This window comes from Chryseobacterium sp. WX, from assembly GCF_029542485.1.
Lineage (GTDB): Bacteria > Bacteroidota > Bacteroidia > Flavobacteriales > Weeksellaceae > Chryseobacterium > Chryseobacterium cucumeris.
On the sequence record NZ_CP120710.1, the window covers coordinates 3,031,593 to 3,058,557 of the forward strand.

General features: G+C 36.9%; 23 protein-coding genes. 10 read left to right on the top strand and 13 right to left on the bottom strand.

Going from position 1 to position 26,965, the window contains the following annotated elements; translation table 11 throughout:
- Positions 1-6: 6 nt before the first annotated feature.
- The 7 genes from ccoN to PZ898_RS13645 all read left to right on the top strand — a co-directional run bounded on the left by ccoN (position 7) and on the right by PZ898_RS13645 (position 6,868).
- The gene (ccoN, locus tag PZ898_RS13615) at positions 7-2,268 is read left to right on the top strand and encodes a cytochrome-c oxidase, cbb3-type subunit I (protein ID WP_062676010.1); all 2,262 of its coding nucleotides are present in this window, start codon (positions 7-9) and stop codon (positions 2,266-2,268) included.
- Positions 2,269-2,290: 22 nt separating this feature from the next.
- On the top strand, positions 2,291-2,491 hold the full coding sequence (locus PZ898_RS13620) for a cbb3-type cytochrome c oxidase subunit 3 (protein WP_002983870.1): 201 nt from the start codon (positions 2,291-2,293) through the stop codon (positions 2,489-2,491).
- A 10-nt stretch (positions 2,492-2,501) separates the two neighbouring features.
- The gene (locus PZ898_RS13625; RefSeq protein ID WP_062676011.1) at positions 2,502-3,383 is read left to right on the top strand and encodes a cbb3-type cytochrome c oxidase N-terminal domain-containing protein; all 882 of its coding nucleotides are present in this window, start codon (positions 2,502-2,504) and stop codon (positions 3,381-3,383) included.
- Between the two features lie 95 nt (positions 3,384-3,478).
- Complete coding sequence (ccoG, locus tag PZ898_RS13630; RefSeq protein ID WP_062676012.1) at positions 3,479-4,933, top strand: cytochrome c oxidase accessory protein CcoG; 1,455 nt, start codon at positions 3,479-3,481, stop codon at positions 4,931-4,933.
- Between the two features lie 10 nt (positions 4,934-4,943).
- The gene (locus PZ898_RS13635; RefSeq protein WP_034692611.1) at positions 4,944-5,396 is read left to right on the top strand and encodes a FixH family protein; all 453 of its coding nucleotides are present in this window, start codon (positions 4,944-4,946) and stop codon (positions 5,394-5,396) included.
- Entirely contained in the window at positions 5,387-6,112 is a 726-nt protein-coding gene (locus PZ898_RS13640; RefSeq protein ID WP_120233248.1) for a sulfite exporter TauE/SafE family protein, read from the top strand. Before PZ898_RS13635 ends, PZ898_RS13640 begins: the two co-directional genes overlap by 10 nt.
- Before the next feature lie 18 nt (positions 6,113-6,130).
- On the top strand, positions 6,131-6,868 hold the full coding sequence (locus tag PZ898_RS13645; RefSeq protein WP_123277637.1) for a hypothetical protein: 738 nt from the start codon (positions 6,131-6,133) through the stop codon (positions 6,866-6,868).
- A 55-nt stretch (positions 6,869-6,923) separates the two neighbouring features.
- Here PZ898_RS13645 and serS read toward each other — a convergent pair whose 3' ends face one another.
- From serS to PZ898_RS13700, 11 genes are all read right to left on the bottom strand, one after another.
- The gene (gene serS / locus PZ898_RS13650) at positions 6,924-8,192 is read right to left on the bottom strand and encodes a serine--tRNA ligase (protein ID WP_062676015.1); all 1,269 of its coding nucleotides are present in this window, start codon (positions 8,190-8,192) and stop codon (positions 6,924-6,926) included.
- Between the two features lie 66 nt (positions 8,193-8,258).
- Positions 8,259-8,777 (bottom strand): hypothetical protein, encoded by a 519-nt coding sequence (locus PZ898_RS13655; RefSeq protein ID WP_277693559.1) that lies wholly within the window; start codon positions 8,775-8,777, stop codon positions 8,259-8,261.
- Between the two features lie 38 nt (positions 8,778-8,815).
- Positions 8,816-10,714: an asparagine synthase (glutamine-hydrolyzing) gene (gene asnB / locus PZ898_RS13660; protein ID WP_277693560.1), complete on the bottom strand. Its 1,899-nt coding sequence runs from the start codon at positions 10,712-10,714 to the stop codon at positions 8,816-8,818.
- Between the two features lie 66 nt (positions 10,715-10,780).
- Entirely contained in the window at positions 10,781-12,034 is a 1,254-nt protein-coding gene (locus PZ898_RS13665) for a polysaccharide biosynthesis C-terminal domain-containing protein (protein WP_277693561.1), read from the bottom strand.
- Positions 12,015-13,172 carry a glycosyltransferase gene (locus PZ898_RS13670; protein WP_277693562.1) on the bottom strand — a complete coding sequence of 386 codons (1,158 nt, stop codon included), beginning with the start codon at positions 13,170-13,172 and terminating at the stop codon, positions 12,015-12,017. Before PZ898_RS13670 ends, PZ898_RS13665 begins: the two co-directional genes overlap by 20 nt.
- Positions 13,173-13,270: 98 nt before the next feature.
- Positions 13,271-13,759, bottom strand: coding sequence for a hypothetical protein (locus PZ898_RS13675; RefSeq protein ID WP_062676020.1), 489 nt, complete (start codon positions 13,757-13,759; stop codon positions 13,271-13,273).
- A 108-nt stretch (positions 13,760-13,867) separates the two neighbouring features.
- Positions 13,868-15,004: a hypothetical protein gene (locus tag PZ898_RS13680; protein ID WP_062676021.1), complete on the bottom strand. Its 1,137-nt coding sequence runs from the start codon at positions 15,002-15,004 to the stop codon at positions 13,868-13,870.
- Between the two features lie 20 nt (positions 15,005-15,024).
- Positions 15,025-15,810 (bottom strand): (Fe-S)-binding protein, encoded by a 786-nt coding sequence (locus tag PZ898_RS13685; RefSeq protein WP_062676022.1) that lies wholly within the window; start codon positions 15,808-15,810, stop codon positions 15,025-15,027.
- A gap of 79 nt (positions 15,811-15,889) precedes the next feature.
- A complete protein-coding gene (locus tag PZ898_RS13690; protein WP_277693563.1) occupies positions 15,890-17,227 on the bottom strand; it encodes a (Fe-S)-binding protein in 1,338 nt (445 codons plus the stop codon).
- A gap of 8 nt (positions 17,228-17,235) precedes the next feature.
- A complete protein-coding gene (locus PZ898_RS13695) occupies positions 17,236-18,186 on the bottom strand; it encodes an MlaD family protein (protein ID WP_062676024.1) in 951 nt (316 codons plus the stop codon).
- Positions 18,187-18,314: 128 nt separating this feature from the next.
- The gene (locus tag PZ898_RS13700) at positions 18,315-20,468 is read right to left on the bottom strand and encodes a SurA N-terminal domain-containing protein (RefSeq protein ID WP_062676025.1); all 2,154 of its coding nucleotides are present in this window, start codon (positions 20,466-20,468) and stop codon (positions 18,315-18,317) included.
- Positions 20,469-20,729: 261 nt separating this feature from the next.
- Here PZ898_RS13700 and lon point away from each other — a divergent pair, with 261 nt between their 5' ends.
- Complete coding sequence (lon, locus tag PZ898_RS13705) at positions 20,730-23,135, top strand: endopeptidase La (protein ID WP_277693564.1); 2,406 nt, start codon at positions 20,730-20,732, stop codon at positions 23,133-23,135.
- A gap of 209 nt (positions 23,136-23,344) precedes the next feature.
- The gene (locus PZ898_RS13710) at positions 23,345-24,457 is read left to right on the top strand and encodes an AI-2E family transporter (protein ID WP_277693565.1); all 1,113 of its coding nucleotides are present in this window, start codon (positions 23,345-23,347) and stop codon (positions 24,455-24,457) included.
- A 98-nt stretch (positions 24,458-24,555) separates the two neighbouring features.
- Here the strand turns inward: PZ898_RS13710 and PZ898_RS13715 are convergent, their stop codons facing one another.
- Entirely contained in the window at positions 24,556-24,768 is a 213-nt protein-coding gene (locus PZ898_RS13715; RefSeq protein ID WP_162800967.1) for a hypothetical protein, read from the bottom strand.
- Between the two features lie 189 nt (positions 24,769-24,957).
- Here PZ898_RS13715 and PZ898_RS13720 point away from each other — a divergent pair, with 189 nt between their 5' ends.
- A complete protein-coding gene (locus tag PZ898_RS13720; RefSeq protein WP_123277630.1) occupies positions 24,958-25,335 on the top strand; it encodes a DoxX family protein in 378 nt (125 codons plus the stop codon).
- A 67-nt stretch (positions 25,336-25,402) separates the two neighbouring features.
- Here PZ898_RS13720 and PZ898_RS13725 read toward each other — a convergent pair whose 3' ends face one another.
- Positions 25,403-26,761 (bottom strand): acyl-CoA dehydrogenase family protein, encoded by a 1,359-nt coding sequence (locus PZ898_RS13725; RefSeq protein WP_062676030.1) that lies wholly within the window; start codon positions 26,759-26,761, stop codon positions 25,403-25,405.
- Between the last annotated feature and the right edge of the window lie 204 nt (positions 26,762-26,965).

Sequence of the window (26,965 nt, forward strand, 5' to 3'; positions counted from 1 at the left end):
GTTGATATGGAAACACAGAAGTTTAGTTATGACAATAGTATTGTCCGTGCGTTCCTTTATGCGACCTTAGTTTTCGGTCTCATTGGATTTACGTTCGGGCTTACGGCGGCATTAATGCTTTTCTACCCTGAATTACCTGAATTCTTTTTCGGGACGGATGACACAACCATTAAAAGTTTGGCATCTGGTAATATTGAAGGGTTAATAAACACTCATGGTGCATTTGGTTTTGGTAGAATCAGAATGCTGCACACCAATACCGTAATCTTTGCATTCGTTTGTAACATTGTTTACACGGGTATTTATTACTCATTACAGAGATTATTAAAAACAAGAATGTACAGTGACACATTGTCTTGGTTACATTTCTGGACCTGGCAGTTTATGATCGTTGCTACGTTCGTTACATTCTTTATGGGGATTAATACCTCTAAAGAATATGCTGAACACGAGTGGCCGATCGACATATTGATCGCATTCTCATGGATCATTTTTGGTATCAATATGTTCCTGACTATTTCTAAGAGAAGAGTGAGACACCTTTATGTAGCCATCTGGTTCTACATCGGTACCTGGATTGCAGTAGCAATGCTTCACATCTTCAACAACCTTGAAGTACCTTTATCTTTCACAGGCTGGAAATCTTATTCAGCATATGCAGGGGTAAAAGATGCTATTGTACAGTGGTGGTATGGACACAATGCGGTTGCATTCGTATTGACGACTCCGGTTCTTGGTTTAATGTATTACTTCCTTCCGAAGGCTGCAGACAGACCGGTATTCTCTTATAAACTGTCTATTATTCACTTCTGGTCATTAATTTTCGTATATATCTGGGCTGGTCCTCACCACCTTCAGTATACAGCTCTTCCGGCTTGGGCTCAGGCGGTAGGAACAGGTTTCTCTATCATGCTTATTGCACCATCCTGGGGAGGTATGTTAAATGGTCTTCTTACGCTGAGAGGAGCTTGGGATAAAGTAAGAGAAAATCCTATCCTTAAGTTCTTCGTAGTAGCTGTTACCTGTTATGGTATGGCAACGTTTGAAGGACCGCTTTTGGCAACTAAAAACATCAACAAAATTGGTCACTTTACAGACTGGGTTATCGGTCACGTTCACTTAGGAGCTCTTGGATGGAATGGTTTCATGGCATTCGGGGTTATCTATTACCTGGTACCAATCATGTGGAGAACAAAACTTTGGTCTGTAAAATTAGCTAACTGGCATTTCTGGTTAGGTACTTTAGGAATTATCTTCTATGCAGTTCCAATGTATATTTCAGGATTTACACAAGGATTAATGTGGAAGCAGTTCAACCCGGATGGAACCTTATTATGGAAAAACTGGCTGGATACGGTAACGGCAATTATTCCTTACTTCAAAATGAGATTTGTAGGAGGTCTATTCTATATCTCAGGATCTATCCTGATGATTGTAAACGTAATTGCTACAGTAAGAAAAGGATCATTCCAAAAAGAAGTTCCTGCTGAAGCTCCAGCGTTGGCAAACATCAGCAAAAACAGAAAAGAAGGAGAAGGTACTCACCTTTGGCTGGAAAGAACTCCGGTATTATTAGGTATCCTGTCTTTCATCACGATATCAATCGGTAGTTCAATTGAAATTATTCCAACACTATCTCTTAAGAAAAGTGTTCCTACGATTTCTGCGGTAAAACCTTATTCACCGCTGGAACTTGAAGGTAGAGATATTTATATCCGTGAAGGATGTAACGCTTGTCACTCTCAGATGATCAGACCGTTCAGAGATGAGATTACAAGATTCAACGGTAAAAACGGACAGTACTCCAAAGCTGGAGAATTCGTATACGACAGACCATTCCTATGGGGTTCTAAGAGAACAGGACCGGATTTACATAGAGAAGGTGGTAAAAACCCAAGTTCTTGGCACTACAAGCACATGTATAACCCAAGATCTACTTCTGCTGGTTCTATCATGCCTCGTTACCCTTGGTTAATTGCTACTGACTTAGACAGAACTAAGATGGTAGACAAGATGAAGCTGATGAAGAATGTATTCGATGTACCTTATACTAAGGCTGAAATTGATTCTGCAGACACATGGGCAAACAACCAATCAGCAAAAATTGTGAAAGATATCTTCTCTGAAGCTAATGACCTTAAGCAGGCTTATGCTAAGAGACCTCAGGGAGAACTAGAGAAAAAAGAAATTGTAGCTCTTATTTCTTATCTTCAGAGATTAGGTACAGATATCAAAACAACTGAAATCAAAACAGCAAGTAATAACTAAAAAACATTAAAAAGTTCATACTATGATTCCTCAGAACTTTAAAGATATATTATCCAATACTGAAAATGCTGGCTTCTACCAGACACTGGCTCTGATTTTCTTTATGCTGTTCTTCATAGCTTTAGTAATCTATGTTTTTAGCAGACCTAAAAAATATTACAAAGAAGAAGAAGAGGCACCTCTTGGGGATGATGAAGATGACGATTTTAATTTAAAAAATTAAACTATTTTTTATGAAACAAAGAACACCTGTTGTTATAAACATCTTAATAATAATCGGACTTTTAATAGTTTTTTATTATTTATTTGTACAGAGCTACGCGTTCCTTTCTTCACCTTACTTCTGGGGAACTGTTGTGATCGCTGGTATCCTGGCTTACATTCATGGAGCTATCGGAGACCTAATTGAGAACAACAAATTCAAGAAATTATCTCCTGAGGAAAAGGCAGCATATTTAGCTGAAAAGAAAGTTCCTTATTTCAAAAGATTGTACCAAAGTGCTTTCAAAAAGCAATCGGCTTCTGAAGAAAAGGATATCCTTATCGACCACGGTTTCGACGGAATCATGGAGTTGGATAACCAATTACCGAAATGGTGGGTAGGTTTATTCTATTTTGGGACCGCTTTTTGTATTGTATATATTGCAGCTTACTCTTTCACAGACTTCGCTCACCCGTTAAGCGAATATGAAAAAGAATATAAAGAGCAGTTGGCAAGTATTGAAGAATATCAGAAATCTCAGCCTCCTGTAACGATTGAAACAGCTAAGTATTCAGCTGATAACATTGCAGAAGGTAAAGAATTATTCAAAACAAACTGTGCATCTTGTCACAAAGAAGACGGTAGTGGAGGTATCGGGCCAAACCTTACTGATAACTACTGGATCAACCAGCCTGAGAAAACGTTATTCAAAAACGTATTCCACATGGACTGGAATGGTTCTCCTACTAACCCTGCCATGAGAGCCTTCGGTAAAAACGGAGAAGTTTCAGGGGCTGAAATTGAGAAGATTGCAGCGTATGTATATCACATCAACCAGGAACAACCACCAGTGACTCCGGCTCAGGGAGGAGCAGCTCCTCAGGGAACTGAAGCACATTGGGAAAAAGAATAATTTAAAAAATTAGAAAACATATGAAAAAAGCATAATTTGTTATTAGATTAAAATAGTAACGAATTATGTTTTTTCTTTTTTAAAACCTATTACATATGTCAGACATAGAAGATATAGAAGTACGCGGCGGACAGGGACAGGTTCTGGACCCTGAGACTTACAGAGATTCTATAGGGACAATGGAGCAATCCGGAAAAAGAAAATGGGTCTTTCCAAGAAAACCTAAAGGAAAGTACACCAACTATAGAAACATTGTAAGCTATTTACTATTAATTATTTATTTTACATTACCATTCATCAAAATCAATGGAAACCCATTGCTGATGTTTAATGTAATAGACAGGGAGTTTTTCATTTTTGGACAGCCTTTCTATCCACAGGACTTTTTTATCCTTACTTTAGGTGCTATTGCCTCTTTAATCTTTATTATTGTTTTTACGATTGCGTTCGGAAGAATTTTCTGCGGGTGGATCTGCCCTCAGACAATTTTTATGGAATCGATATTCCGTAAAATCGAATATCTGATTGAAGGTGACCGAAATAAGCAGATGAAGCTGGACAGACAGGAGTGGAACAGTGAGAAGATCTGGAAAAGAAGTTTGAAATGGAGTATTTATGTCATCATTTCACTCATTATCACTCACTTTATGTTCATGTATATCGTAGGATATGAGGAAGTATTTAAAATTGTTGGGGAAGGGCCATTTGCACACCCTACCAATTTTATTGTAATGATTCTTCTTACCGCAGCATTTTACTTTGTATTTGCGTGGTTCAGAGAGCAGGTTTGTACATTGGTTTGTCCTTACGGAAGACTTCAGGGCGTATTGATCGATAAAGACACTATCAATGTTTTCTATGACTTCAAAAGAGGAGAAAACAGAGCAAAATGGAGAAAGGGCGAAGATCGTAAAGCTGCAGGAAAAGGAGATTGTATCGACTGCCACCAGTGTGTAGTGGTATGCCCTACCGGAATTGACATCAGAGACGGACAACAGCTGGAATGTATCAACTGTACCGCATGTATTGATGCCTGTGATGAAGTAATGGAAAAAGTAGGCCTTCCAAAAGGATTGATCCGATATGCTTCTGAAAACGAAATTGAAAAAGAAACTCAGTTCAAGTTTACAGGAAGAATGAAAGGGTTTTCAATATTCCTGTTATTTCTTGTAGGATTCCTGGGATATCTTCTGTACAGCCGTGGCGAGATGGAGGCTAAATTCATCAAACCTGCGGGAAGTACATTCTTTGTGAGAGACGGTAAAATTACCAACACTTATAATTATACCTTCCTTAATAAAACGAACGAGAAAAAAATCGTTACCATCAAAGTAATAGATCCTGCACATGGTGAAATTACGTATAGTGCATCAAGTAAGATTCAGGTAGACAGAGATAAAATTTCCAAAGGAACGATCAACATCAGCTTCCCGGAAAATGATATGAAACTCTCTAAACAAAATATTACTATCGGTGTTTACGATATGAAAGGTAAATTGATAGACTCTTATCAGACTTATTTTGAAGGACCATTTAAACTGCAATTTTAATTAGAAAAAGATGAAGAACTTTAGTTGGGGACATGGTGTTGTAATTGCACTATTAGCATTCATAGTTTTTATATTATCCATGATGTTTCTTTTCCCGAACGGGCAGAAGAATTCTGAAATGGTAACCGATAATTATTACGAAGAAGAGTTGAAGTACCAGGATGTGATTGATGCTAAGAAAAAGGCAGATGATCTTCAGGAAAAACCTGTATACAGCCAGGATACTCAAGGAATTAAAATTACTTTTCCTAAAGAATATAATAACTCAAATACTACGGTAAAATTTGTTTTAAACAGAACCGACGACCAGAATTTAGACATTAAAAAATCTGTACAGCTTGATGCCAGCCAGTCTTTCACAATTCCTGCACAGGTATTGAAAGTAGGAAACTACACATTAAGATTAAGTTGGACAAAAGATAAAACAGACTACCGAATGGATTATGATGTGATATGGAAATAGGACTTATTGTATCGGCTATTGCTTTAGGCTTTGCTTCCGGTTTTCATTGTATCGGAATGTGCGGACCTATTGCTTTATCGATGGGATTAACCAAAAAACAGTCAGCTAATTTCTATCTTCAGAACCTTACTTATCAATTCGGAAGAATTTTCACCTACTCCTTATTGGGTGCACTTCTCGGAATTATCGGACAAGGATTTGAAATGGCTGGCTTTCAGAAATACCTCACTATTACGGCAGGAGTTCTTCTGATCATTATGGCTGTATTTTCATTTGGTGGAAAAGATTTTGCTTCAAAAATTCCTTTCCTATCCAAGTTTCTGTACAGCGTAAAAATGAATTTGGGAAAATTACTTCAGAAAGCAGATTACCGTTCAAGATTTACGACTGGTGTATTAAATGGCTTCTTACCGTGTGGAATGGTGTATATGGCACTTACCGCCAGCCTCGCAGGAGGAGGGATATGGCAGGGAGCTTTATATATGGCTTTATTTGGTTTGGGAACCCTTCCGTTCATGTTCGCTATAGTTCTGGCTGGAAATCTCATGAATCAGGCCTTCAGAGTAAAAGTTTTAAAAGCAGTTCCTGTGATTATGATTATTTTGGGAGGATTATTCATTCTGAGAGGTCTTGAACTCGGAATTCCCTATGTTTCTCCGAAAGCAGAAGCCATGACAATTATTAAAGATCCGAACGGAGCCGTTAACTGCCATTAATTTGTATTTAAATCTACCATGAAGAAAAACATCATCTTATTTCTGATCAGTCTTTTTATATTGCAATCCTGCAGTATCAATTCTGAAATTGTCTATCATAAAGATGCTGCCTCCTCTTCTGTCACCGATATTGATACAAGGGAGTTTATGGCTGAAATGATGGCGATGACACCGGATTCATTAAAGCAGAAGGAATTTGGAGAAATGGACAGACTTCCGACTACCTGGACAAGTATGTATGATCTTGCCAAAAAGGAAGGAAAATTAAAAACTGAAAATCCGGACTCTATCAGAATCATGAAAAAAGTTTTCATGAAATCCACAAAGGAGGACAACAAGCTGGCAGGATTTTCTTTTAAAATGGAACATTTTACTCCAGAAGATTATTTGGTTTTAAAAAGTTTTACAAAGACCGAAAAAATCCCTTTAGATCAAAATATATACAATAGCTGGGATGGAAAAACCCTCACTATCGATACAGAAAATTTTAATCTTAGAAGTATTGAAGAGGCTGTCAAAACCAAAAGTTCAAAGGAAGAAGCTGAGAAAGTAGCCGGGATGATGGTAATGTTTTTCAAAAAGATCGGTACAACCTTAAAATTTGAAAATAAAATACAATCAATCTCAGGTAAACATGATTGGGTAAAACAGATTGATGATCATTCCATAAGAATAGATTATGATCTGAAAGCTATTTACGATAATGATACAAAACTCAAAAACGCTGATAAGAAGATTATCATCGTTACTGAATAAAACAAAGACCACCGGATTATGGTGGTCTTTTTATTGTTACCAAAAATAGATTAATTTAGTTGATCATATCAAATCTTGCATATTCCGCAACCTTCTTAGGAAGCTTGATTCCTTCCGGTGTCTGGTTATTCTCCAGCAATGCAGCCATAATTCTAGGTAAAGCCATTGCAGATCCATTCAGGGTGTGAACCAGCTGAGATTTACCATCTCCTTTGTAACGGCATTTCAGTCTGTTTGCCTGGAATGTTTCAAAATTCGAAACAGAGCTTACTTCCAGCCACATTTCCTGAGCGGCACTCCACACTTCAAAGTCATAGGTCATGGCAGATGCAAAACCTGTATCACCACCGCAAAGTCTTAATACTCTGAACGGAAGCTCAAGATCGGTAAGAATTTCTTTGATATGCTCTACCATTTCTTCCAAAACAGCATAAGAATTTTCCGGTTTTTCAATTCTTACGATTTCTACTTTTTCAAACTGGTGGAGACGGTTCAATCCTCTTACGTGAGCTCCGTAGCTTCCTGCTTCTCTTCTGTAGCACTGAGAGAATGCCGTATTTTTGATCGGAAGATCTTTTTCCTCAAGCAATACATCACGGTAAAGGTTTGTTACAGGAACTTCTGCAGTAGGAATAAGATATAATCTATCTTCGTTGATATAATACATCTGTCCTTCTTTATCCGGCAGCTGTCCGGTACCGAAACCTGAGGCTTCATTGACAACATGAGGAGGGTTCACTTCCGTATATCCCTTTTCCACGTTTTTATCTAAGAAATACTGAACCAGAGCTCTCTGCAATCTCGCTCCTTTTCCTAAATAAACAGGAAAACCTGCACCGGCAATTTTTACCCCTAATTCAAAATCAATCAGGTTGTATTTTTTTGCCAGCTCCCAATGAGGGATTGCTCCTTCACCAAGACCTTCTACAGGATGAGACTGGAAAATGATTTCGTTATCATCCGCAGAAGCACCACTCTTTACCAGTTCATTGGGAATGTTGGGTAGTTGATAAAGAATATTCAGTAAATCGTTTTCTTTAACTTCTAGCTGGGATTTCAATTCTGAGCTCGACTCTTTGTATTGTGCTGTTTTAGACTTTGCAGATTCCGCTTCTTCTTTTTTCCCTTCTTTCATCAAAAGTCCGATTTCTTTCGAAATTTTATTGATTTCGGAAAGCTGGGAATCTAGCTCAAACTGGATTCTTTTTCTTTCTTCGTCGGCAGCGATAGCCTCGTCTACCAACTCAAGATTTTTGAATTGTCTTTTCTTAAGACCTTCTAAAACGCGTTCTTTGTTGTCGCGCAAAAAATTGACTTGTAACATTTTATTTAGATGTTAAATATTAGATGTTAAGCTCATAATAAGCTAACAATTGTACAAATTTAAAAATTATTTTGTGATCGTAACGGTATTTATTGAAGTAGGTGCATCAGCCTCTTTTGAAAACACTTCTTTTCCGTCATACAATACCTTTGAAACCTGAAATACAGTAGGTGTATTACGATATTGAATTTCCAATGTCCCGGTAACATTATCATTGACATTGGTACTTTTAGTAAAGGTAATTAACATTTTGGAATGGTAAGAAGTTCCTGTTCCCGGATTATCAGGACTGATAGAATCTAATCTTCTTCTTTTAGCACCCGCCAGATAATCCATGTAAAATAAGGAATCCGTTGTCATTTTCAATGGAATACTTACCGGGGCAATATCTTTGGTTCCAAAAATATCATTTACCGAAAATCCAGTATAAGATCCGGCTTTTTTACTGTTCAGAAGGTCCTGACCTGCACTGTTTTTCATATAAATATTCAGCGCCTGATCTATTCTCTGCAAAGAATCATCATCATTTTTACAACTGATGAGTGCAAAAACCGCTATAAAAATGCCCCAAAAATATTTCATCATAAATACAAAGGTAAAATATTAATCTTTAGACTCCTTCTTTATTTTTCAAAATATTTCTGATACCACAGTTCAAAGGTAACCAGCTGCCATATTTTTACCCAATCATATTCATGTTCCTGATGATTCCACCATTCATCAATCACTGCAGCATTGAAGAAATTTCGCTTTTTTAAGCTTTCCAGATTTTCGGTAATAAAGTCTCTTACTTTTTGCTCATTTTTAATGAAATAATTCACCGGAAATGAAAACCCTTTCTTGGGCATATTCAGAACTTCCTGAGGAAGATATTTTTTAGCTGCTTTACGTAATAAAGGTTTATTCTGAATTCCATTAAATCTGATATTTTCCGGAAGTGATGATACATAATCTATCAGATTATTGCTCAGATAAGGATAACGGAATTCTACGCTATACTTCATCGCACTCAGATCATCCCGGAAAACATGGTGGGAAGAGAGTGAATATTTCATGTCGTATTCAAAATACCCGGCATAATTTTTTCCTTCTGAAAGATGATATTCTGAAAGGTGTAAATCTATTTTACTATAAATAATTGGGGTTATAAGACTTTTAACTTCCATCGGTCTCATACTGATCTGGCTTTGTCTGAAAAAATCAAACATATGATCCTGGGAAAAGTAGTTTTTCACCCGTTGTGAAAATTTATCCTTTGTAAAGATCAAAGGGCCTATAAAATTAAAATTCCTCATCAGAAGCCATCTGTTCAGTTTCAGCGTATGAGAATAGCCTGCAAAGAGCTCATCCGCTCCATTTCCACTTAATACGACTTTAAAATTCTGATTATGTGCATATTTTGCAGCATTAATCAAGACTTCAAAACTGCTGTAAGGTTCTTCAAAATGCTGAATATTTTCTTTAAGGTCTTCCAGTTCCTCGTCATCATTTACCTTTTTTATCTCATGCGGAATTCCAAAATGTCTGGCGGCCAGAGATGCATTATGTACTTCTTCTTCCGAAAACGGATAACTTATTGTGTATGTATTAACATGAGCGTTGAAAGATTTTGATTTTGAAGCAATTAACGTTGAATCAATTCCACCACTCATCATCACTGCTACAGGAACATCCGCATATAATTGTTCTGAAATACTTTCAGAAAGAAGTTCGTCAATCCTTTTTACCGCTTCTTCATCGGAAATATTTTTTTCAGACTGAGAAGGTAGTCTCCAGAATTTTTCTGTAGTGATTTTCTGATTTTTTAAATCAATAGTCATAAAAGATGCAGGTTCCAGAGAGAAAATATTCTGAAAACAGGTTTGCGGAGCCAATGTTGTTTGAAAAAGAAAATTGGTGTAGACTCCGTTCCAGTTGATTTCAGCCTTTACCAGTTGGTTTTTCAACAATGCTTTTATTTCTGATCCCCAAATCATTCCTTCCTTACTGTGATGATAAAAAAGAGGCTTCATTCCTACTCGGTCTCTTGCCAGAATAAGTTTTTGAGAGATAAGGTCCACAATACAAACCGCAAACATCCCATCCAGCTTTGCAAAGGTGGAACTTCCCCACTCCTGATAAGCTTTGAGAATAACTTCAGTGTCTGAAGTACTGCAGAAAGAATGACCTAAAGACTCAAGTTCTTTCCTTAATTTTTTAAAATTATAAATCTCTCCGTTAAATGTAATAATAATCTGCTCATTCTTTGAAAGCATAGGCTGATGCCCTTTTTCAGACAGATCAATAATGGATAATCTTCGGAAACCTAACGCAATATTAGAATTTTTCTCTTTTAGAACCGGAAACTGTTCTTTAATTTTTTGCGTGGAATCGTTTCCCGAAAAAGAGGCTCCCTCTCCGTTACTATACATCCAGAACCCTTCATCATCCGGCCCACGGTGTCTGATCGCCTGATTCATTTCCAGAATATTTGTAGAGGAAATACTTTTATGAAATGAATAATAACCGGTGATTCCGCACATAGAAAAGGATTAATAGATATGTAAAAATAGGAAAAATGACTTTATTTAAGGGGAGCTATCAAGTAATTATTTCTTTAAAAATTTTTGCTTTAAAAGCTGTACTTCTTCTTTTGAAACCATATAGTCTCTAAAAATAAAGGGAGTAGAAGCATAAAATTTCCTGAACAACAGAAAAGCTGAAACAAAATAGGACGATGTTGTAGCAACACAAGCGCCTATAATTCCCCATTTTGGTATCGCAATGAAAGAAAATACAACAGTAACCACAAGACCTACAATTGATTTGACATTAAGAATTTTCAGTTCTCGCATTCCTGAAAAGTAATGTCCCACCATATCACTTACCGCAATAGCAAAAATCCCCGGTGATAAAAGGAGCATGATTTCTTTGGTATCTCTGAATTCTTTTCCGAAAATCATCTCGTAAACCTGAGAGGGTATGATAATGATACCCAGCACAAAACCAATCATCAGAAAAAAGGTCAGCTTTAAAGATTCTTTGGTTTTCTCAATAGATTCTTCCCTGCTTTTACTATTGACAACATCCGAGTATAGAATTACTGCAATACTGCGGGTAATAGTCCAGATGGCTTCTGAAAAAGTAACTCCGATAGAGAATATTCCAACACTGGCAATGCCTTCAAAATATTCTAAGAAATAAAACGAAAGCCTGTAATTCAAAAACTGAACAAAAGCACTCAATTGAGTTTTCCAGCCATATTCAAACATATTTCTACCCACCTCTTTACAGAATGATATTTCAGAAATATTACATTTTTTGATAATCTGAAAAAAACTAGTGAGGAAAAGAAGCGCCAGGCAGCCAATCTGTGCAAGAAAATACACAGTAACATCTTTCTTTCCAAACCCATATACCAATATTCCTATAAAGATAATATGGACCAACTGTTGCAAAACAGTATACACATTAAACTTTCTAATATTTTGTGTTCCAATAAACAAGCTGATATTGGTAGATAAGAGTGAAGAAAAAACAGATATTCCGATCAGATACAATAGATATTCGCCCTGAATAGAAGCTACACTGAATAAAAAAGGGATTAAAAGTCCAGTCAGGAGAGACCACAGATAGGCATATAATAAAACCTTTTCTATTCTGAATCTTGATGCGAAATAAGAAGCACTGCTTCCGGAAAAAATGCTGCTGAAAAAGCTTACTGCCGCTGCATTAGCCACCACAATAGAAATCGTCCCCTTACCCTCACTTCCCCACATATTCGTAGAATAGATCACCAGACCGAAGCTGAGGATCAGAATCAGAAAACGTGAGACAAAGGTTTTAATGATAGTAAGCTGCATGATGATTATTGATCAATAGATTTTTTACAAAATCAACGAAGGAATCTTTTATGAGTTCCCAATTATATTTTTCTTTAAATTCTTTTCTGGCATTCAAGGCATGAGAATGATACAATTCAGGATTCCTGATATAATTAATGATCACGTTTGAGATTGCTTCAGCATTATGAGGCTCTACCAGACTTCCAAATGAAAGCTCTCCCATATGCTTCCGGATTCCTTTCAAATTTGAATAAATGACAGGTTTTCCTGCTCCCATAAAGTAAAACAGCTTTATCGGAAGAGAATGATTATTTTCAAAGTTAATTTCCCGAAGATCAAAACATAGATCCGCATCTTCAAATGCTTCTGTAAATGTTTCAAATCTTGTTGGTTTTCTGATCTCAATATCATCAAAAGAATATATCTTTAATAATGATGAAAAGTAGAGCTCATCACTTTCCTGTACAGTTGAACCAATAATAAGAATCCTGATATGAAGTGCAGGCATTTTCTGACGAAGTCTATCTATTGCCTTGAAGAAATTTTCAATTCCTTTATCTTTAGAAATCTGTCCGGTATAGCATAGCTTGATGACGTTCGGATCGAGTTGCTTTATGCTTTCCTTGATATAAAGAGAATCCGGATAATAAGGAACAATGATCTGTTTTTTAAATCCAAAAAAATAAACTAAAGGAAATTTTTTAGTGGTTTCACCAAAAATGAAATGAGTACTTAAAAATCCGGCATACAGCTGAATGAGTGAAAACTTTATGGCCTGAAAAATGGTAACCGGAAACCTGTACTTTTGAAGCATTGACATGGAAGGATACCATTCTGTAATATCATAGATACAGCTTATCCTGTGTTCTTTTACAAACTTCTTTACTGCCACAACAGCCAATGGTTCAGAACAGATGATACACTCAGGATGAAAAGAATTGCAAACTTTCCGGAAAGTTTCCATTTTCGTTTCTATACTTTCTTCCAGAATGGCAAAAGATTCTATTTCAATCTCATCAATACAACCTTTATACTCTGCATATAAACTGCATATTTTCACTTCATACCCATTATCTCTAAGAGCTTTTGCCTGATGATAAAAAATACGGTCATCACTATAGCTGTGGGAAGTCGTTAAAAAAAGTACTTTAGGCATTAGTCACTGCTCGAATCTATACAAATATACATTAAAACAAAAAAGTGGAAATATATTTTCCACTTTATGATTATTTTTTTGTATCAGCTTAACAGCTATTATTTTATAGAAGCCGCCCAGCTCTTCTCCAAAGGAAGAAGGAAGTGGCTTAAAAAGTCCAGATACGTATTTTTAGAGAAGTCAAAAACCTGAATATCTTCTGCAAGTTCTCCGTTTCTCAGCTTCGTTTTAAAGTCCATTAATTTTAACGTTTTCACTTCACCATTCTCCACAAAACTTGCTTTCATCCTATCGAAAAGGCCTAGCTGATATTCTTCGTCAATTTCTCTCATTACCTTTCCTAATGCATCAATGCTGCATCCTGAAGCCATTTCTTTTTCTTCATCCACACATACAATGATAAACTGATTCTTTTCAATTTTAAAAGAAGAAGAAAGTGGTTTTCCATGAGCAGCCCACGTTGCAAGGAAATCAAATAGTTTTTCAGTAATAGCTTTTGCTTCTTTTGTTTCAAAAGGTCTTGAAGCCGGGTATATAATGACTCTGTAGTCGTTGGTTTCTACAATATTAGATTCTTCGATTTTCATAATGTAAATATTTATTTTTCAAGAACATATCAAAAAAATAAATTCTGATCACTAACCAGAATATTAATTTAACGCTGATTGAATATCCTTATCATCTTAAATACAAAATTACGCAATTTTCTCGAGTTTAAGATCATTGTATTTTTTGCTCAGCACATAGAGCATCGTTAGGAAAAGTGGGAAGATAAAAGGGAAGAAAAATCTTAATGCAGCCGACTGCGGAAAGAAGAAGAATTTGATATAGACATTCACCACAAAAAGAACTGCAATCGTTCTCACCCAGGAGTCTTTGGAACGCCAGAAGATCACTCCGATCATAATAGCCAACGATAAAGTTACTTTTTTAAAATAAATGATTTTAATATAAATAATACTCAGATAGTCTTTTAAACTGACATCAATAGGATGTGTAGAAATAATAGGTCTTCTGTCAATAAAAGTATCATAAAACAGATCTTTCCATCCGGGATAATGATAAAACTTAATGATGGCGAGATACATGGCAAGAAGTACGATTCCCTGTGCAATAAAAGAAATATCAATTTTCTTTTCCCGGAAATAATGGAAAAAGAAAACAGCCATAATATAAGTCAGGGTGAATGTAATATAATCTGGCCGAATAAAAGTAATACCGAATAAAAGTACAAACATTGCCCATTTGTTCCATTTTTTGAGTAACCCGATCATAAAAATCAGCATAAACTGAAAAATAAACATATCCGGTGTAGAAACCCTCGACATGTAAGTCATTGGTGGCAAAAGCATGGCGGCAATCGTTAATAGTATCGCAAGCCAGTATTTCTTTGGAAACAGGAGTTTCAGAATATAAAATAATAATATTCCTGAAAAAAAGTAAGAAATAAGACTGGTAAACAATACGGCCATTGGCGACGATAATCCAAGCTTATAAAAAAGGGTGATCATAAGAATATACCCTACTTTGATCTGAAAATAGGGTAATTGTTCTGTAAAAGATTGGGTGTTTTTTACGAAATACTGCCTGGGAATGTCCCATTGCTTTATTCCGATAATGTCTGTATAATGTTCTGCAGGAGCCTCTTTCTTGATTTCCTCATAGGTCAGGATTCGGACTTTATCCGGTGAGTCCGGAAATTCGGAAGTATACATACATCCCATATAGCCCGGCATATCCCAGTCATATACTCTGTTCTGATAATTCCAGAATGTAAGAAGAGCAAGTATCGAAATGATAAACAAAAAGGAGAGTCTCCATTTCAGCTTCATAAACCTGTATAAGATGTCAATTATAAGTCTTCTGCTTCAGCAAGAAGTTCAACGATATCTTTTACGGCAACCTCTGTATTTTTGTTAAAGTGTTTTACACCATCCGTCATCATGGTATTGCAGAAAGGGCATCCTGTAGCAATTACCTTAGGCTCAAAAGATAAAGCTTCTTCTGTTCTTTCAATATTGATGTCTTTCTTTCCTTTTTCAGGTTCTTTAAACATCTGTGCGCCTCCTGCTCCACAACAAAGACCATTGGTTTTGCAACGCTTCATTTCTACAAGTTCAGCATCCAGCTTTTCAAGAAGCATTCTTGGCGCTTCATATTCGTCGTTGGCACGTCCCAGATAACATGGATCATGGAAGGTAATTTTTTTCCCTCTGAATGCACCTCCTTCAATCTTCAGTCTTCCTTCTTCCATTAAGGTTTTAAGGAACTGGGTATGGTGTACTACTTCAAAGTGCCCGCCAAGGCTTGGATATTCATTTTTCAGAGTATTGAAACAGTGTGGACAAGCTGTTACGATTTTCTTTACTTCGTAAGCATTTAACACTTCGATATTGGTAAGCGCCATCATCTGGAAAACGAATTCGTTTCCTGCTCTTTTCGCAGGATCTCCTGTACAACTTTCTTCCTGTCCCAGAACAGCAAATTCAACTCCTATTTTATTTAATATCTTGCAAAATGCTTTTGTAATTTTTTTAGCACGGTCATCAAAACTTCCCGCACATCCAACCCAGAATAAAACTTCTGGTGCTTTTCCTTCGGCAGCATATTCTGCCATTGTTTTTATAGTGAAATCCATTCTAAATCAAATTTATCAATATACAAATGTAACAGTTTACCAATGATTGTTACATCGTTACATTATTTACATTGTTATATTAATTTTCGTTTGCCCAGTTCAGACGGTCAGCCTGATTATACTGCCAAGGGGCTGCATTATTTTCCACATTGGTCATCATCAGATTCAGTTCCTGTGGAGCAGCAGACTGTTCCATCACCAGGAATCTTCTCATTTCAAAGATAATGGAAAGCGGGTCAAGCAATACCGGACAAGCTTCTGTACATGCATTACATGTGGTACAAGCCCAAAGTTCTTCTTTTGTGATATAATCGTTCAACAGTTTTTTACCGTCATCTACGAATTTTCCGTTTTTATCAATGTTTCTTCCCACTTCTTCCAATCGGTCTCTGGTCTTCATCAGGATCAATCTCGGAGAAAGTTTTTTACCGGTAATATTAGCCGGGCAAACGGAAGTACAACGTCCACATTCTGTACACGAATAGGCATTCAGCAATTGTACCTGGTTCAGATCAAAAATATCTTCTGCCCCAAATTTAGAAGGTACATCAGCTTCCGCGCCTTCAGCCGGAGCAGCATATGGATCTGCATTAGGATCCATCATTAATTTGATCTCCTTTGTTACAGACTCAAGGTTATTGAACTTTCCTTTTTTATCAAGGTTTGCATACCATGTACTTGGAAACGCCAGGATAATATGCAAATGTTTTGAGTAATAAAGATAGTTCATAAAGAAAAGAATACCTACAAAGTGGAACCACCATGCTCCTTTCTCTGTGAACATCAAAAACCCGCTGTCAAAGTTGAAGATTTCCAAGAACGGCACAAATGTCATCTCACTGATCGGGAAGCTTCCATGTACTGGTAAAACTCCTCTTGACTGCAAAATAAAATCTGAGGTATTCATTTTAAAGAAAGCCATCATCAGGGCAAATTCGATGATAAGAATCCAGTTGGCATCTTCTTTCGGCCATCCGAAAAGCTCCTTCATTGTTAATCTTTTAACCCCATAAAAGTTTCTTCTGATGAAAAATATAACCACACCTATTACAACCAGAAGTGCAAGCACTTCTAATGTAGCTGTAAAGAAGCTATAGAATCCGTGTCCCAGAACCGAGGCAAGAAAACGGTGAGTACCAAACAGTCCATCAACAATTATTTCAATGAGTTCTATATTAATGATAATAAAACCAACATAGACAAAAATGTGTAAAATTCCTGCGATAGGACGTTTTACCATCTTACTCTGTCCCATAGCCACATTGGCCATGATACTCCAGCGTTCAGATTTTCTGTCACTTCTATTGATCTCACGACCCAGCCTGATATTTCTGTATATCTTCTGCAGGCTTTTGGCAAACAGCCCGAACCCGGCTACTAATAAAATCAGGAAAATAATGTTATCGATGTACTGCATAAGGCGTATTAGTCTTTGTTATTTTTACCGAAAACCGAGAAGTTGATATATCTCTTCGGATTCGCTTTCATATCTTCGATTAATGTATTCAGATTGGAAGAAGCTGAATTCAGGTTGTTGTACAGTTGATCGTCCTTCATCAGTTTACCTAAACTTCCTTCTCCTTTATCAATACCTCCAATCACCTGATTCAATTTTCCTACTGTAGCATCTAAACTTGCAATGGTAGCATTCAACTGTTTAGTGTCGATACTTTCTGCAAGATGTCCGTATTTATCTAGTGTTACTTTTCCGCTTTGCATAGTAAGACTTGCATCATCCAACACTTTTTGCAGTTTTGGATCATTGTGTCCTACAAGCGTATTTACACTTCCTGCTGTGGATTGTAATGCTCCTACTGTTTTATTAAGGTTAGCTAGTAAAGCTTTTATTTCGGCTCTGTTCTGAGCATCAAAAACCTGATTGGCATTCGCCATTAAAGAGTCTACTCTATGTAAAACCACCTGTAGCTGATCTTTTACCGGACCTACCTGCGAAGAAAGACTTCCCAGCGTTCCCAGCTTGAAAGCACCTTTTAAAGTGTCACCGTCTTTTGCAGTCGGCCCACCATACATAAGGTTTACTCTCATTTCTTTACCAGACATTAATCCCGGCTCAAAGATCTCCAATGATGAGTTTTTTGAAAATTCGAATTTATTGTCGACGGTAACTTTTACGACAAAATTAATTTTTCCATCTTTTGAGGTGATAGGAATAATTTTATCTACCTGCCCTACTTTCAGACCATTAATAGAAACTGCCGCAGACTGCGCCAGACCTTCTACATTGTCATATTTTGCGTAAAATATATTGTCGGTAGTAAAAAGGCTTTTCCCTTTCATAAACTGAAACAACACCACAAAGCCTACGATAGCTAGAAGTGCAATCACACCAGCTTTTAATTCTTTACTGAACTTCACTTGCTAATTTTTTTCTAATAAGCAAATATAATACATTTTAAATAAATCTTTTCCTTTATTATTCTGCCATAAATACAAAAAAAGCGACAAAAAATTTTGCCGCTTTTTATATCATTGAAATGAATTTCTTATTGTTGCTGATTCCCCAGCTTGTTCCAGATCTCGATTCTGTAATCTTCGATATCTGCATTATCCTGAAGACTCTTCATCCAAGCCTGTCCGAACATTCCAGCACTTCTCTGAGTAAGAGATTCTGTAAATTGCTTTAGATCTCCAGGCTGCTTGTTTACAGTTTCTGATTTTTTGATCAGAACATAAACTCCTGTTCCACCTTCAACCGGGTTAGAAAGTTTACCTTTTGCAACACCGAACGCTGCACCGGCAACTTTAGGTTCCATAGCCCCTGCTACAGAAGGATTCAACAGATTCACCTGAGCTGATTGTTTTGGAGCTGCAAATAATTTGGCAATCTGATCTAAGCTTGAAGCTTTTGCTGCTGCAATTTTATCAGAGATTTGTTTTGCTGCCAGTTTATTTTTAACGATAACTTCAATCTGATCTCTTACAGATTCAGGATCAGCAAGACCTGCCTCCTGTTTTCCGTTCAGATATACTACAATTTTATCACCTGTTCCGTCTACTGTAAATAATTCAGTATCTCCTTTTTCTCTTTTCTTATCAAAAGCCCAGGTTAGGATATCAGCATCTTTTTCAGTACCTAAGCCCTGAAGCTGACCTTCAAATCTTTTTGCTGCTTTTGGATTGGAGAACTGGTAGTTTCCTTTTTTAGCAATGTTCACAAAATCGTTGAAAGATTTTCCTTGAACCTGCTGAATGAATTTTCTTGAGTTTTTATCTGTTTCAGCTTCAGTAGCATCTGAAGGTTTGATTGCTTTCACAAGGTTAGCAACTTTATACCCCATTGATCCTGATTTTTTATCTTCAATATTGATGATATGGTAACCGAATTGTGTTTCTACTACCCCTGTAGCTCCTTTAGGATTGTTTGCAAGATAAGCAAGGAATTCAGGAACGAAAGGTGTTTCCGGTGTTGTCCATCCAAGGCTACCTCCCTGAGCTGCAGAATTCGGATCGCTTGAAAGCTTAAGGAATTCTGTAAATTTAGCAGGAGTTGCTTTTACGATTGCACCAATTGAGTCTGCCAATTTCTTAGCCTGCTCTTTGGTTCTCGTTACCCCTTCACCTGCAGGGCTTCCTTTGAATGCAATTAGGATATGTCTGGATAAAGTAGAATCTGAAGGTCTTTTTCCTACCAATTTAGAGACTACGTATACATCTTGTTCTTTATAAGGACCAAAAGTCTGACCTACCGCTGCTGCTGTGATCTGATCTTTGATTGTTGGAGGCAATTGTGCAGGATTCAGATACTGAGGATTGAATGGTGCATCAGAATTTGCTGCAACAAACATAGAATCGTTTTTAGTATTCTGGAAGTTTTCAGTTCCTCCACTTGCATCTGTACCTCCTGAATATAATTTTGTAATTTCTTTCAGGGCTGCTGCATCATCTGCTGCACTAGGTTTAGATGGGAAAAATACAATACCGATATTTCTGCTTGGCTCAGCTTTGAACATTACAGGGTGCTTCTTGATGTAATCAGCAAGATCTTGTGTGGTAACATTGATCTTTGTTTTTTGAAGATAAGCTGCGTAATCTACTTTTACAAAGTCGATATCTGCAAGCTGATCTCTCTGCTTCATCAATTCTTCAGCTTCTTTCTTACCTGTAGTAATCCCTGCTGAAAGATTAGTAAACACCTGTCTTGCCATTAGTCTGTACTCGATTGTCTTTCTCGTTTTCAACCATTGTGCATATCCCTGAGGATTGGTGTTTTGTAATGTTTCAATTTCTTTTTTAAGCTCTTGAGTTTTAAAGTTACCTTTCTCATCAAAGAACTGTTGATTCTGAGCAAACATCTGATCGTACTGGATTTGATTCCAGAAATAATCATCAGTCATTTCAAAGCCCAGTTTCTCAAACTGTTGTTTGATAAGTTTAGATTGTACAAGTAACTGCCATGCCTGCTCTTCAAGACCGTTTTTCGGACGACCTTGCTGTTCAGCCTGCTGCTGCAACACGAAAAGCTGATCATTGAACTCTTCGCGGGTGATTTTCTCACCGTTTACTTTTCCTAAAACGTCAGGATTCTTACCAAAAACCTTGTCGATACTATCGGGGTTTACCAGGAACGCCAAAAGCGCTAAGGCTATTACTCCCATTAAAAGCCAAGGCTTACTCCTAATCTGTCCTAAAATTGCCATTTTATAAATTATAGTTTTTTATCAGTTTGCGAAAATACACATTTTTAAGAAATTACAGAAACAGAACTGCTTTATTTTGATTTTTAATGCAAAGTTTATCTAAAAAAGGAAATTTTGACCGTATTTTTAAGTAAAAAACAAATGGCATAAGTATTGTGCATTTTTAAAACATTATAATATGCCGCACGTTTTCAGAGTATATTATATAAAAATCCCTTTAACGATAAAAAACGAAAATGACAATTTGTCATTCGATTGACTATGACAGAATTTGAAGATATTAGTTTAGAAGAAATGATCAGTGACGGATTTGATATCGTAACTGAAGAAATCAATCTTTCCGATTTCGCAGAGACTGATAAAAATTCCGAACAGAAAATATTCCCTATACTTCCCGTAAGAAATATGGTCATGTTCCCTAATGTGGTAATTCCTATTACTGCGGGGAGAAAAACCTCTATACAGCTTCTTGAAGAGGCACAGAAAAACGGGGATTTTATTGGAATTGTAAGCCAGAAAAATTCGGATCTGGAACAACCATCCGAAAAAGATATATATACTACCGGAACACTGGCAAAGATTATTAAGATCATTAAGCTTCCCGAAGGCAATATTACAGCTATTACCAAAGGATTTCACAGATTTAAGATTAAAAAAATCGTTGATAATCAACCATATTTTAAAGCAGAAATATCAAAATTAAAAGATACCCAGCCTAAAGACCGGGAAGAGTATGAAGCATTGCTGGAAAACATCAAGGATCTTGCCTTAAAGATCATTGAACTGGATCCTAATATTCCTAATGCCGCCAACTTTGCGATTAAAAATATTAACAATAATGATGATCTTCTGAATTTCATCTGCACCAATGCTAATTTCTCTTCGATTGCAAAACAAAAACTGCTTGAAGAGAAAAGTCTTATGACAAGAGCCAACCAGTGCTACGAGCTGATGCATGAGGATTTCAGAAAACTGGAACTGAGAAATCAGATTCATCAGAAAACTTCAAAAGATTTAGATAAGCAACAGAGAGAATATTTCCTGAATCAGCAAATCAGAACAATCCAGGAAGAACTGGGCGGTGGACCTGAAAGTGATGTGGAAGACCTTATTGCTAAAGCTAAATCAAAGAAATGGAGTCAGGAGGTAGAAGACCATTTCCAGAAGGAAATCGGCAGACTGCAGCGTCAGAATCCCAACTCTCCGGATTATAATGTTCAGAGAAACTATCTGGATTTCTTTACAGATCTACCTTGGGAAACTTATACAAAAGATATTTTTGATATTGCAAAAGCTGAAAAAGTACTTGACAAAGCGCACTTCGGACTGGAAGATATTAAGAAAAGAATCCTGGAGCACATGGCTGTTTTAAAATTAAAAAACAACATGAAGTCTCCTATCCTATTATTGGTAGGGCCTCCGGGGGTGGGTAAAACTTCTTTAGGAAAATCTATTGCAGATGCTTTAGGAAGAAAATATGTAAGATTGTCATTGGGAGGACTTCATGACGAGAGTGAAATCCGTGGACATAGAAAAACGTATATCGGTGCTATGGCGGGAAGAATTTTACAGTCCATCAAAAAATCCGGTACTTCAAATCCGGTAATTGTTCTTGATGAGATTGATAAAATCGGACAGGGACTTCATGGGGACCCGAGCTCAGCACTCCTAGAAGTTCTTGACCCAGAGCAAAATAAGTCTTTCTATGATAATTTCCTGGAGATGGGTTATGACCTTTCAAAAGTAATGTTCATTGCAACGGCCAACTCACTTTCAACCATACAGACTCCTCTTTTAGACAGAACCGAAATTATTCAGATTGCCGGCTATACTTTGGAGGAAAAGATTGAGATTGCCAAAAGACATTTGATCAGGAAACAACAGGAGGAAAATGGTCTGGATGCAAAATCATTCAAACTTGGAAATGCAGAACTCAAACATATTATAGAAGCTCATACTTCAGAAAGCGGAGTGAGAAATCTGGAGAAAAGAATAGCAGCCATTGGAAGATGGGTAGCGCTACAGACTGCTTTGATAAAAGATTATGATCCAAAAATCTCAGTAGAAAAAGTAGATGAAATTCTTGGGGTTCCAAGACCTAAAAGCTTATCTGAAATCACTGGAGTTCCGGGGGTGGTAACTGGTCTTGCCTGGACAAGTGTAGGAGGAGATATCCTTTATATTGAAAGTATTTTAAGCAATGGTAAAGGGGCATTAACGATGACTGGAAACCTGGGAACGGTAATGAAAGAATCTGCTACTATTGCTTTGGAATATATTAAAGCTAAGCATGATGAACTGGGTATTCCTCAGGAAGACATTGAAAAGAAAAACATCCACGTACACGTTCCTGAAGGGGCAACGCCTAAAGACGGACCGTCTGCCGGTATTGCTATGCTGACATCCATGGTTTCTTCATTTAAAAACAAGAAAGTAAAACCCCACCTGGCAATGACCGGGGAGATTACATTAAGAGGGAAAGTACTACCTGTAGGGGGAATCAAAGAAAAGCTTCTTGCAGCAACAAGAGCAGGAATCAAAGATGTTATTCTTTGTGAGGCCAACAGAAAAGATGTGGAGGAAATCAAAAAAGATTATCTTAAAAATCTGAGAGTACACTACGTCAACAGAATGGAGGAAGTCATTGACATCGCCATTGAAGAATAAAACAACTTATAACATATTAACTTCTCAATAAAGAAACACGTTCTGATATTCAGGGCGTGTTTCTGTTTTAGGTAAAAAAAATCACAATCAATCTGGCTGGGTGGAATAAAATTTGATACAATCCAAGAAAATCCTGAAGGATTGAATAAAAAATTTTTCAATTCGGAAGGGTTTTCTTATTTTTATTCCACACCGCATATTTTTAGATTATGAATTTTCTTAGACTTCCTTTCCTTGTCAAGCTTACCCTCGTGGTGGTTTCCATCATTGGACTTGGCTATCTTCTGGCATTGGGACAGAGTATTTTAGCTCCGTTTTTCCTGGCATTCCTGATGGCAATGCTGTTTTTACCTGCAGCCACTTTTATGGAAAGAAAGTTAAGATTTCCAAGATCTATGTCTACCATGACTTCAGTATTTATTATGCTGATGATTTTAGGTGGTATCATTTATTTCTTTACCAATCAGCTGTCTGACTTCAGTAAGGATCTTCCACACCTCAAGGAACAGTTTACGACTGTTTTTAACAGCCTTCAGCATTGGGTTTCCAAAACATTCAATGTGAAAGTGGATGAACAGGTGGATTATATTAACCAGGGATTAACTAAACTGCTTTCTTCTTCGGGAGTCATTTTAGGATTTACTTTTGGAATATTTTCAACCGGATTCGGATTTATTATATTTTTCACCCTGTTTTTTATCTTTATTTTAAATTACAGAAGACTTTTAAACAATTTTATCGTTACAGTTTTCAATGAAAGACATAAAGCAAGTGTACAGGAAGCTGTAAACGAAATTAGAATCATGACCAAGAAGTATATCTTCGGGCTTTTCCTTCAGGTGATTATTGTATCTGTTCTTACTTCCACGCTACTTACCATTCTGGGAGTGAAATATGCTATCCTTTTAGGAGTTCTCACAGGATTATTAAACGTTATTCCGTATCTGGGAATTTTTATTTCTCTTCTCATTTCCTGTTTTATAGCGTTTGCTACTTCTACGCCTTCAACCTGTATTTATGTTGCCTTAGGGTATATTGCCATTCATGCTGTAGATGGAAATATTGTCCTACCATTTGTGGTGGGCTCTAAAGTAAAGATCAACGCTCTATTTTCTTTTATTGGAATCCTTTTAGGAGAACATCTTTGGGGAATTGCAGGAATGTTCCTGTGCATTCCAGCGATTGCGATTATAAAAATTATCTGTGAAAGAGTAGACGATCTAAAACCTTGGGGAAGATTGCTAGGAGAAGAGTCCAAACCTCATAAGAAGAAAAAAAGCTACAAAATTTCCAAGAATATCACTTTGAAGGAAATGGACTAGAATATGAGTAATGAGTAATAAGCAATGGGTACTCATTGGTATACTCGTAACTTTAAATAAAAAGACTGCCTTTTTCGAGACAGTCTTTTTTATATTATTTATGGAAGAGCACACAAAGGGCTCATTCCATTTGGACACGTTTCCGTACAAAGAATATAAGATTGGCTGTCAGGACAATATCCATAAGAAGGTCCACTAGGATCTCCACCCGGGCCGCCTAAACAAGGATCACCTGGTGGAATTTTACAAGGACATCCTATAGGTCCTATATCACATTTTCCAACACCTCCGCCTCCTTGGATTTCTCTCAAATCCGTACGGTTTAATTTTTTAAGATTTTTCAACATAATAGTATTAGTTTAGTTTGAATATCAAATATAAACAATGAAATTATCCAAAACACAACATTAACCTATCATTAACATTAATTATGCATTTTTTATAAAAATACAATCAAATAATCCTATTTTTATTTTACATTTGGTATAAAATCACCAAACATGAAAACAGTAAAATTCATTTTATGTTTACTTTTCGGGCTTATGTTTATTAATGCCGGATTAAACAAGTTTTTTAATTATATGCCCATGGAGAAACCTACTCCAGAACAAATGAAACTTTTCGCTGCTTTTGGAGAAATCAGCTGGCTGATGCCATTAGTGGGCATTGTAGAAGTTATTGGCGGGTTATTATTTATTTTCCCAAAAACAAGAGCATTAGGTGCCATTGTTATTTTACCTGTCATGGTAGGAATTGTCACGCATGTTTTCACAATGGATAAATCTCCTATGGGAATGGGTATTGCCGGAGTAATGTTTCTGATCAATCTTTGGATGATTATTGACAACAAGGAAAAATATAAACATTTAGTTTCATAAGGCGGCAGATGATAGGTTGCAGGTTGCAGCACCTACAACCTATTACCTGCCATCTGCTACCTGTCACCTATACGAAAGCACTGAAACCTGTTATCGATCGTCCTACGATGAGCGAGTTGATTTCTTTTGTTCCTTCGTAAGAATAAATGGCTTCTGCATCGGCAACAAACCGGGCCACATCGTACTCAAGCAAAATTCCGTTTCCTCCCATTACTTCTCTTGCTCTGGAAACAATGTCTCTTGTTCTGAGGGTACAGAAAACTTTGGCTAAAGAAGCATGTTCATCTTTTAAAATTCCTTCATCCTGCATTTCAGACAGTCTGAAAACCATCGTCTGCATGGCAGTGAGATTAGACAACATTTCCACCAGATGTCCCTGAATCATTTGGAATGAGGCAATAGGTCTTCCAAACTGTTCTCTTTTTCGGGTATAATCCAAAGCACTTTCGTAAGCTCCGCGTGCACAACCTGTGGCCATCCATGCTACTCCAGCTCTTGTCATTCTCAGTACTTTACCTGTATCTTTAAAGGAATTGGCATTCTGCAGACGGTTTTCTTCGGTAACGAGACAGTCTTTTAAGGTAATCAATCCGTTCTGAACAATTCTTAACGCCATTTTTCCTTTGATCTTTTCTACGGAATATCCCGGATTATCTTTTTCTACAATAAAACCTTTCACTTCTCCGCTATCCAGATCTCTTGCCCAGATAATGATCAGATCAGCGAAAGTAGCATTCCCGATCCATTTTTTCTGGCCATTAAGAATCCAGCCTTCAGGTGTTTTTTTACAGGTTACTGTCAGTCCGCCTGCTGCTCCTGATCCAACTTCGGGCTCCGTAAGTCCAAAGGCACCAATTTTTTCAAATTTCTGCATCTGCGGAAGCCATTTTTGCTTCTGCTCTTCCGATCCGCAGATATAAATAGAACCCATTGCCAGTCCGGATTGTACTCCGAAAAAAGTGGCAATAGAAGCATCTACTCTTGCCATCTCCATGGCAATAACACCTTCCATCAGGAAAGGCATTCCCGGACAACCATACCCTTCATAAGTAACCCCGCAGATATCCAGTTTTTGAAATTTTGGGATCAGCTCAAAAGGAAATTCATCTCTGAGCCAGTAGTGATTGACCAGAGGTTTAACTTCTTTTTCCATGAACGCTCTTACTTTAAGCTGAATTTCACGCTGTTCAGGAGTAAGAGTATGGTAGATATCATAAAAGTCTCCATCAATGGGAGGAAGTTCTTTCTTTTTCTTTTCGGGATCGAGCATTTTCATAAGCCCGGAAAGCTGTTTATCATCCAGTTTTGAGAAATTATGCATCAGTTTTGGCAAATCCACTTTTTGAGAAATGGCGCTCAGCTGATCAAAATCTATAGATGTGAATAATCCTATTGCGTTTCTGATTTTGGAAAAAGTATTTGACATAGTGATAGATTGTAGTTTTGGTTTGTAAAAGATAAGCAAAAACTGCTCCGAAAGCAATGGCTGAAGCTCAAGTTTATTTTACAAAATACTATATTTCAATTCATTAAAACCGAAAATTTTATTTACAAGGTTTTTACTTTTGATTTTCAAGTGTTACAAAAGATCCTGACTGAACTTTGACTCAAGCAAAACAACAAAAATTAG

What these genes read in the sequence shown, in the direction of transcription:
- PZ898_RS13680 (WP_062676021.1), bottom strand. Translation starts at nt 15,004, where the DNA reads ATGAAGCTGAAATGGAGACTCTCCTTTTTGTTTATCATTTCGATACTT.
- PZ898_RS13700 (WP_062676025.1), bottom strand. Translation starts at nt 20,468, where the DNA reads ATGGCAATTTTAGGACAGATTAGGAGTAAGCCTTGGCTTTTAATGGGA.
- asnB (WP_277693560.1), bottom strand. Translation starts at nt 10,714, where the DNA reads ATGTGCGGAATCACCGGTTATTATTCATTTCATAAAAGTATTTCCTCT.
- PZ898_RS13710 (WP_277693565.1), top strand. Translation starts at nt 23,345, where the DNA reads ATGAATTTTCTTAGACTTCCTTTCCTTGTCAAGCTTACCCTCGTGGTG.
- PZ898_RS13690 (WP_277693563.1), bottom strand. Translation starts at nt 17,227, where the DNA reads ATGCAGTACATCGATAACATTATTTTCCTGATTTTATTAGTAGCCGGG.
- PZ898_RS13620 (WP_002983870.1), top strand. Translation starts at nt 2,291, where the DNA reads ATGATTCCTCAGAACTTTAAAGATATATTATCCAATACTGAAAATGCT.
- PZ898_RS13670 (WP_277693562.1), bottom strand. Translation starts at nt 13,172, where the DNA reads ATGCCTAAAGTACTTTTTTTAACGACTTCCCACAGCTATAGTGATGAC.
- PZ898_RS13665 (WP_277693561.1), bottom strand. Translation starts at nt 12,034, where the DNA reads ATGCAGCTTACTATCATTAAAACCTTTGTCTCACGTTTTCTGATTCTG.
- serS (WP_062676015.1), bottom strand. Translation starts at nt 8,192, where the DNA reads ATGTTACAAGTCAATTTTTTGCGCGACAACAAAGAACGCGTTTTAGAA.
- PZ898_RS13685 (WP_062676022.1), bottom strand. Translation starts at nt 15,810, where the DNA reads ATGGATTTCACTATAAAAACAATGGCAGAATATGCTGCCGAAGGAAAA.
- lon (WP_277693564.1), top strand. Translation starts at nt 20,730, where the DNA reads ATGACAGAATTTGAAGATATTAGTTTAGAAGAAATGATCAGTGACGGA.
- ccoG (WP_062676012.1), top strand. Translation starts at nt 3,479, where the DNA reads ATGTCAGACATAGAAGATATAGAAGTACGCGGCGGACAGGGACAGGTT.
- PZ898_RS13640 (WP_120233248.1), top strand. Translation starts at nt 5,387, where the DNA reads ATGGAAATAGGACTTATTGTATCGGCTATTGCTTTAGGCTTTGCTTCC.
- PZ898_RS13725 (WP_062676030.1), bottom strand. Translation starts at nt 26,761, where the DNA reads ATGTCAAATACTTTTTCCAAAATCAGAAACGCAATAGGATTATTCACA.
- PZ898_RS13635 (WP_034692611.1), top strand. Translation starts at nt 4,944, where the DNA reads ATGAAGAACTTTAGTTGGGGACATGGTGTTGTAATTGCACTATTAGCA.
- PZ898_RS13625 (WP_062676011.1), top strand. Translation starts at nt 2,502, where the DNA reads ATGAAACAAAGAACACCTGTTGTTATAAACATCTTAATAATAATCGGA.
- PZ898_RS13655 (WP_277693559.1), bottom strand. Translation starts at nt 8,777, where the DNA reads ATGATGAAATATTTTTGGGGCATTTTTATAGCGGTTTTTGCACTCATC.
- ccoN (WP_062676010.1), top strand. Translation starts at nt 7, where the DNA reads ATGGAAACACAGAAGTTTAGTTATGACAATAGTATTGTCCGTGCGTTC.
- PZ898_RS13720 (WP_123277630.1), top strand. Translation starts at nt 24,958, where the DNA reads ATGAAAACAGTAAAATTCATTTTATGTTTACTTTTCGGGCTTATGTTT.
- PZ898_RS13675 (WP_062676020.1), bottom strand. Translation starts at nt 13,759, where the DNA reads ATGAAAATCGAAGAATCTAATATTGTAGAAACCAACGACTACAGAGTC.
- PZ898_RS13645 (WP_123277637.1), top strand. Translation starts at nt 6,131, where the DNA reads ATGAAGAAAAACATCATCTTATTTCTGATCAGTCTTTTTATATTGCAA.